This window comes from Bifidobacteriaceae bacterium, from assembly GCA_031281585.1.
In the GTDB taxonomy this organism is placed as follows: domain Bacteria; phylum Actinomycetota; class Actinomycetes; order Actinomycetales; family WQXJ01; genus JAIRTF01.
The window spans coordinates 24,755-31,226 of the sequence record JAITFE010000116.1 but is presented as its reverse complement, the minus strand read 5'-3'; the positions used below and the strand labels follow the sequence as shown (position 1 = coordinate 31,226).

Sequence of the window (6,472 nt, the reverse complement as noted above, 5' to 3'; positions counted from 1 at the left end):
CCCCGCGAAAGAAGACCGCCGCCAACCCCGGCCACCGGCCTAACGCGTAGACCATTAGGTAAAAGGGGGCGGTCCTGTTTCGCAGCGGCTAAACTGGACCGCCCCGTTTTTCGAGTTCCAGTTCTACACCGCCTCGGCAACCCCCTGGCGGAGTTCCGCCAGCCGTGCGGACACCTTGGCGCGCAGGGTTGGGGGGGCGACCTCTATGCAGGCCGCCCGGATGACGTTCTTCAGTTTGGTTCGAACCTCGCGCTCGTAAGCGCAGCTGTCACAGCAGTCAAGGTGATCCCGCATCGCATCAAGCTCATGAACGGCCAACTCCTGGTCGATGAACTGATACAGGCGCGGCAATGCGTCCTCGCATCCGAACCGCTTGAACAACGTCTCCATAACCTCACCCCCCGCTCTCTCCATCAGAGCGCGCCTCAAATCCTTGTCCTGCCAGAGCGGCCCGCAATTGGGCGCGGCCCCGGTGGAGCCGAGACATGACAGTGCCGATCGGCGTGTCCATGATCTCAGCGACCTCCTTGTAAGAATACCCTTCGACGTCCGCGTAGTAGACCGCCATGCGGTAGTCCTCCCGCAGCTCCGCCAGGGCCTGCTTCACGCGCGAGTCCGGGAGGCGGTCCAGCACCTCCAGTTCGGCGGACCTGAGGCCGACCGATTCGTGCTCGGAGGCCCGCATGATCTGCCAGTCTTCGATGTCGTCAGTGTTCGCCTGTTGCGGGGACCGGCTCTTCTTGCGGTAGTCGTTGATGTACGAGTTCGTCAAAATGCGGTGCAGCCAGGCCTTCAGGTTGGTGCCCGGCTGGTACTGATGAAAGCTTGCGAACGCCTTCGCGTAGGTCTCTTGAACCAAGTCTTCGGCGTCTGTGGGATTGCGGGTGATTCTGAGGGCGGCCGCATACAGCTGGTCGATGTATTCCATCGCGTCGCGTTCAAACCGTCTGGACCGTTCAGCGGCGGTTTCGGTTGGGCGAGGGTCGTCCACCACCTGGTCGGCTGTCACAATGATTGAGCCTACCGTCAGCATGGGCACTTGTGGTGCGGACCGTCTTTCAGACGGCCTGGTTTGGACGGTGGCATTGGCTTCGAGGGTCAACTCCATGTGAATTGCAACACCAACGCGGCCTGAGTTCTTCCCGAAACGTGGTAGACACTTGCTATGAGCCTTATCCGCTTCAAAGCCCGCGCCCTTATTGGCGCCGCCATCATCGCCGACGGAGTCGACGTCCTGCGCAACCCGGAGCCGCACCGCGAGGTCGCGGAACCGGCTCTGACCTGGCTTGCCAAGACCAGCGGCCAGAGCCTTTCGCCCGCCACGGCGGTCCGCGCCAGCGCCATCAGCCAGACGGCCGGCGGCGCCTTGATCGCCACCTCGGTGGCGCCGCGTCTGGGCGCTTTGGCCTCCTTGGCGGCGGCCGTGCCGGCCATTTTGTTGGGCTACCGGTTCTGGGAGGTCAAAGACGACGATGCCGTCCGCGGCCGCCTCCGCACCGGTTTCTTCTTCCATTTGCTCCTGGTGGGCGCCGACCTGTTGATCCTGGCCGGCCCGACCCGCCGGGGCAAGCGCTGCGCCGCCAAACAGGCCGCCAAGAGCGGCAAGAAGGCAGCCCGGCGCGCGTGAGCCCGCCCGAGCCGTGGCCGGCGCCGGTGGCGTCGCAGCCCCTTGACGCCCGCGTGCGGTTGCCCGGCTCGAAGTCGTTGACGGCCCGCTACCTGGTCCTGGCAGCGCTCGCCAACGGGCCAAGCCTTCTGCGCGGCGTCTTGGACGCCCGCGACAGCCAGCTGATGGGGCAAGCACTGGCCGCTTTGGGCGCGTCTTTTGACCGCCCCGCGCCCGATGCCGTCCGCGTCCTCCCAGCCCCGCCCTCGACCCGGCCGGGGCGCGCCCGCCCGCGCGGCGCCACCCGCCCCGCCGCCGGTGCCGTGACCGACGCCGGGTCAGGCCAGGCCGCGACCGACGTTCGGACGGACCACGCCGGGGCCGACGTCCGGACGGGACTGGCCGCGACCGACGTTCAGACAGAGCAAGCCGCCACTGGCACCGGGCCAGGCCAGGCCGCGACCGACGTTCGGACGGACCAGGCCGTGATCGACGTGGGGCTGGCCGGGACCGTCATGCGGTTCGCGGCGCCGCTCGCGGCCTTGTCCGCGAGCAGTTTCACTTTCACGGGCGATTCGGCCGCCGCCGGGCGGCCGATCCGGCCGCTCCTGCAAGCGCTCGCTGACTTGGGCGCGGAGGTGGGCTGGCCGCCGCGGGGGCGCAGCCTGCCGTTTTCCATCACGGGCCTGGGCTCCCTGGCCGGGGGGGCCTGCACACTTGACGCGCGCGCGTCAAGCCAGTTCCTCTCCGCCTTGCTGCTGGCCGCGCCCCGCTTTGACCAGGGACTGCGCGTCGAACTGCACCCGCCCGCGCTTCCCAGCCGCCCTCATGTCGACATGACGGTCCGCGCGCTGACCCAGTTCGGCGCCGCCGTTGAGCAAGTCGGCGAATGGTCCTGGCGGGTGGCGCCGGGCGGGCTCGCCGGCCAAGACCTGACGGTCGAACCGGACCTGTCCAACGCGGGACCCTTCCTGGCCGCCGCCCTGGTGGCGGGCGGCACCGTCCGGGTGCCCGGTTGGCCCGGCCAGACCGACCAACCGGGCGACAAACTGCGGGAATACCTGGAGGCGTTCGGCGGCAAGGTGACTTGGCGGCCCGATTCGCCCCCCGCCGACAGGCATTGCCCGGACCATGGCCCAAGCGACGGCGCACGCGAGGTCAGCGGCGAGCTTGAGGTCAGCGGCGAGGTCGGCGCGCTGCGCGGAGCCCACCTGAACCTTGCGGAAGCCGGGGAATTGGCGCCCACCCTGGCGGCGCTGGCGGCGCTGGCGGGGAGCGAGAGCCGACTGGTCGGGATTGGGCACCTGCGGGGGCATGAGACCAACCGGCTGGCGGCCCTGACCGCCGAAATCAACCGTTTGGGCGGGGACGCGACCGAGCTCGAGGGCGGGTTGGCGATCCGGCCCCGGCCGTTGCACGGCGGCGTGGTGCGAACCTACGGCGACCACCGGATGGCGACCTTTGCGGCGTTGATCGGCCTGGCCGTGCCGGGAGTGTTAATCGAGGACATCGGCGCGACCGCCAAGACCCTGCCCGGCTTCGCCGCGCTCTGGCAGGAGATGGTCGCGCAGTGAGCAAACGCTGGGAACACCTCACCCAGGACGACGTGCCAGGCCGCCGCACCGCCTCGCGGCCGCGCACCAAACAGCGGCCAGCCCATGCCGACGCGCAGGAAGCCGTGGTCATCGGGGTGGACCGCGGACGCTATCTGGCGCGGATGGCTAGCGGCGGCAAACGTGACGTGATGGCCGTCAAGGCCCGCGAACTGGGGCACCGGGGGGTTGTGGTGGGCGACCAGGCGTTCTTGACCGGGGACGTGTCCGGCCGCAAGGACGCGCTCGCCCGGATTGTGCGGGTGGGCCCCAGGCGCACGGAGCTTAGGCGCGCGACCGACGAGGGCAGGGGCCGCGAGCGGGTGGTGGTGGCCAACGCGGACCAGATGGTGATCGTGGCGGCGCTCGCCAACCCCGAGCCCCGGATCGGGATGATCGACCGCCAGTTGGTGGCGGCCTATGACGCGGGCCTCGACGTGATCTTGTGCCTGACGAAGGCCGACTTGGGCGCGGACGGCGCCCTGCGGGCGCTCTACGAGCCGCTGGGGGTCACGGTGGCGACCACCGGGCGGTTCGCCGCCGGCGGGACGGGGGAAACTGACGGCGGGGACGGCATCGGCGGCGGGATGGAAGGCCTGGACCGCGTGCGGGAGTTGCTGACGGGACGAGTGTCGGTGCTGGTGGGGCACTCGGGGGTGGGCAAATCGACGCTGATCAACGCGCTGGTGCCGGGCGCCCGGCGCGCCACCGGCGAGGTCAACCTGGTCACCGGGAAAGGCCGGCACACGTCCAGTTCGGCGGTGGCGCTTGAGCTGCCCGGCGGCGGCTGGGTGGTGGACACGCCCGGGGTGCGCTCGTTCGGGCTCAGCCACGTCCACCCGGAGCGCGTGCTGGCCGCGTTCCCGGACTTGGCGGCCAGGGCGGCCGAATGCCCCAGGGGCTGCCCGCACGGCCCGGACCAACCTGAATGCGCCCTGGCAGAATGGGCCCTGGGCTCAGCCGAGCGGAAGGCGCGCTTCGCCTCGTACCTGCGTATCGTTGCTAGTAGCGGCGAGGAAAACTAGCCCAGAGTGTTTCAGCGAGAGGATTGAACGTTGGCCAAGTCAAGGCAGAAGGAACCGGAAGACAAGTCGCGCCGGGCTTTCCTGGAGCAACTCGCCCAAGCTCAGGCCGCGCCCGTCGCGCCTGACACTTATTTGACCGACCTCAGGCTTGCGCTGACGCTGGCGGACCAAGCCGACGAGATCACCCTGGCCCGCTTCGGGGCGAAGGACCTCGACGTGGACCAGAAGGAAGACGAGACCCCGGTCACGGACGCCGACCTGAGGGCGGAACAGCACCTGCGGGACCAGTTCGCGCGCACGCGCCCGGATGACGGCGTGCTGGGCGAGGAGTTCGGCGGCTCGAAGACCTCGAAGCTGCTGAAGATCCAAGAAGCCCGCAAGCGCGTCTGGGTGGTGGACCCGATCGACGGGACCGCCAACTATGTGCGCGGCGTCCCGGTTTGGGCCACCCTGATCGGGCTGGTCGCGGACGGGCGGCCGGCGGTCGGAGTGGTCTCCGCGCCCGCGTTGGGCATGCGCTGGTTCGCGGCGGCCGGCTACGGCTCGTGGAAAGGCCCCGGCATTGATTCGGCCACGCGGCTGAAGGTCTCCAAGACCAAGAAGCTGGGCGAGGCGTTCCTGTCCTACTCCTCGCCGTCGAACTGGGAGGACCAGGGGCGCCTCGCGGGGCTCATCCGCCTGATCGGAGACGTTGGCCGGTCCCGCGCGTTCGGCGATTTCTGGTCCTACATGCTGGTCGCGGAGGGTTGCGTGGACATCGCCACCGAACCGGAGTTGGCGCCGCACGACATGATCGCCCTGGCCCCCATTGTGACCGAGGCCGGCGGCGCCTTCACCGACACGCGCGGAAAGGTGACGGGGCCGTTCGGCTCGGACGCTTTGGCGACCAACGGCCGCCTCCATCCCCGCGTCATCCCCTATCTGCACGGCAAAGGCCTGAAGGGCTGACCCCCTCCCCCGGACGCCGGCTAAACCCGGCGCGGCGTGGTCTGGCGGAAGGCCTCCAACTCCTCCAGCGACGCCAGGCCGGCGTCTGAACCCAGGTCGGTGGCGACCAGCGAACCGGCGGCCAGACCGCGTTCGGCGGCGGCCCACAGGTCCAGACCGTCCACCAGGCCGGAAATGAACCCGGCGGAGAAAGCGTCCCCGCAGCCCGTCGAGTCCACAACGTCAACCGCGAATGCGGGCAGGACCCGGGCGGTTTGGCCGGAGGGGGCGACCAGCACGCCGTCCTCCCCCAAGGTCAACAAGGCCACGCCCACCCCGCTTTGCCCCAGCCAGGCCACAATCGCGTCCCGGTCCTCGCTGCCCACCAGCAGCCCCGCCTCTTCGATGTTGGGAAGGAAGTAGTCGGTCGCGCCGAGCGCCGGGGCGAGCAGTTCCTTCAGGTCGGGCCGGGGAGTCAAGATGACGTCCACGGTGGTGATCGCCCCGAGTTCCTTGGCTCGGGCCAGAACGCGCCCGGCGGCCGGCCCGTCAATCCCGGGGAGGATCCCAATCCCGCCCAGGTGGAAGACCACGCCGGGGCCGATCAATTCCCAGGGCACGTCCGCCTCGGTGAGGCTCGCGTTGGCCCCAATCACGTGCATGGCCGGACGCGAGCCGTCAAGTCGGATCGGCAGCAGGCTGGCGGAGGTCTGCTCGTCGCTTTGGCGCAGCAGGTGGCTCACGTCGGCCCCGTAGCCAGCCAGGGTGGTGGCCAGGAAGTCGCCCACCAGGTCCTTGCCGATCCTCCCGACGGCGGCCACGTCCACCCCCAGTTTGGCCAGGTTCATGGCGGGAGCGGCGGCGGTGCCGGCCACCGTGAACTTGATCCGGTCGATGATTGAGACCTGCTGGCCGTCCGGCACGCCCCGGAAGGGCCAGCCCAACGCGTCAATGATGTGGGCTCCGAAAGAAACTGCTTGAACCACGGCGATCCTCCTGAGGCTGAGTCGGTGGGCCAGGGTACCGGACCGGACGTTCCCGTTCGCCGGCCCCGCAACGGCCGGGTTGGCCGCCCGTCCCGCCGGGGCCCGCCCGCCGATGCCGTCCGGCGGGCTCTCGGCGCCCCCGCCGCCGGTCTGGCCAGGGTTTGGGCGCCGGTCGGATGGGCGGCGCGGGCGGGGGCCGGGCGGGCGGTTTGGCGATTACATTCGACCACTTCTTGGACGGCGGGATCCGGCGCCCCGGCAGATCGCCATAATGGCCGCGCTCATCCCCCATTGCCGACTCAGACGGGACCGAAGTGAACCGCGCTTCGCTGGCTT

The 6,472-nt window shown here is 69.8% G+C and carries 7 protein-coding genes; 4 read left to right on the top strand and 3 right to left on the bottom strand.

What is annotated here, in order from left to right; genetic code table 11:
* Positions 1–123 precede the first annotated feature (123 nt).
* Positions 124–390: a mycothiol system anti-sigma-R factor gene (gene rsrA, locus LBC97_12650; GenBank protein MDR2566876.1), complete on the bottom strand. Its 267-nt coding sequence runs from the start codon at positions 388–390 to the stop codon at positions 124–126.
* A 4-nt stretch (positions 391–394) separates the two neighbouring features.
* Positions 395–1,033 carry a sigma-70 family RNA polymerase sigma factor gene (locus tag LBC97_12645; GenBank protein MDR2566875.1) on the bottom strand — a complete coding sequence of 213 codons (639 nt, stop codon included), beginning with the start codon at positions 1,031–1,033 and terminating at the stop codon, positions 395–397.
* 132 nt (positions 1,034–1,165) lie between these two features.
* On the opposite strand from LBC97_12645, the gene LBC97_12640 reads away from it, so the two are divergent.
* Genes LBC97_12640 through LBC97_12625 form a run of 4 tightly spaced genes read left to right on the top strand, consistent with a single transcriptional unit; the run spans position 1,166 to position 5,171 of the window.
* Entirely contained in the window at positions 1,166–1,627 is a 462-nt protein-coding gene (locus tag LBC97_12640; GenBank protein ID MDR2566874.1) for a DoxX family membrane protein, read from the top strand.
* Positions 1,624–3,180, top strand: a complete 1,557-nt coding sequence (locus LBC97_12635; GenBank protein ID MDR2566873.1) for a 3-phosphoshikimate 1-carboxyvinyltransferase — start codon at positions 1,624–1,626, stop codon at positions 3,178–3,180. Before LBC97_12640 ends, LBC97_12635 begins: the two co-directional genes overlap by 4 nt.
* On the top strand, positions 3,177–4,223 hold the full coding sequence (locus LBC97_12630) for a ribosome small subunit-dependent GTPase A (protein ID MDR2566872.1): 1,047 nt from the start codon (positions 3,177–3,179) through the stop codon (positions 4,221–4,223). The genes LBC97_12635 and LBC97_12630 overlap by 4 nt, the downstream gene beginning before the upstream one ends.
* 30 nt (positions 4,224–4,253) lie before the next feature.
* Positions 4,254–5,171, top strand: coding sequence for a histidinol phosphatase (locus tag LBC97_12625; protein ID MDR2566871.1), 918 nt, complete (start codon positions 4,254–4,256; stop codon positions 5,169–5,171).
* Between the two features lie 20 nt (positions 5,172–5,191).
* Here the strand turns inward: LBC97_12625 and LBC97_12620 are convergent, their stop codons facing one another.
* Complete coding sequence (locus LBC97_12620; protein MDR2566870.1) at positions 5,192–6,136, bottom strand: sugar kinase; 945 nt, start codon at positions 6,134–6,136, stop codon at positions 5,192–5,194.
* Positions 6,137–6,472: the final 336 nt, after the last annotated feature.

Bases quoted from the DNA above. Each gene is read 5' to 3' on its own strand.
- rsrA (MDR2566876.1), bottom strand. From the start codon at position 390: ATGGAGACGTTGTTCAAGCGGTTCGGATGCGAGGACGCATTGCCGCGC.
- LBC97_12645 (MDR2566875.1), bottom strand. From the start codon at position 1,033: ATGCTGACGGTAGGCTCAATCATTGTGACAGCCGACCAGGTGGTGGAC.
- LBC97_12640 (MDR2566874.1), top strand. From the start codon at position 1,166: ATGAGCCTTATCCGCTTCAAAGCCCGCGCCCTTATTGGCGCCGCCATC.